Source organism: Halorubrum sp. SS7, assembly GCF_005435055.1.
Lineage (GTDB): Archaea > Halobacteriota > Halobacteria > Halobacteriales > Haloferacaceae > Halorubrum > Halorubrum salinarum.
In genome coordinates, this window is sequence record NZ_SGXV01000515.1 from 1 (window position 1) to 289 (window position 289).

A 289-nucleotide genomic window follows, 5' to 3' on the forward strand; every position below is an offset into this window, starting at 1 on the left:
GTAAGTGGTGATACTGATGCGTTGGAAGTGTCGCTCAAATCGATCGAAGAGCTGTTAGATTCAGAGGATATCACAGATGAGCGCATTCAGGCAGAACTTAATCACCACTGGGGAGGGTTAAGGATGAGTGAGGGCAATCCAGAAGCTGCCATCGACGAGTATACAAAAGCGGTTGACCAGTACACTGCTACAGAAAACCTCTCTCTAGCAATTACGGCACAGATTGAACTTGCTGAAGCTTACAGTGAACTCCACGAATACACACAAGCAATTGATTGCTTGGACACTG

General features: G+C 46.4%; 1 protein-coding gene. It reads left to right on the plus strand.

Features of this window, described 5'->3' with window-relative positions; genetic code table 11:
• A partial coding sequence (locus EXE44_RS19005) for a tetratricopeptide repeat protein (RefSeq protein ID WP_137718113.1) occupies positions 1 to 289 on the plus strand: 289 nt, incomplete at both ends.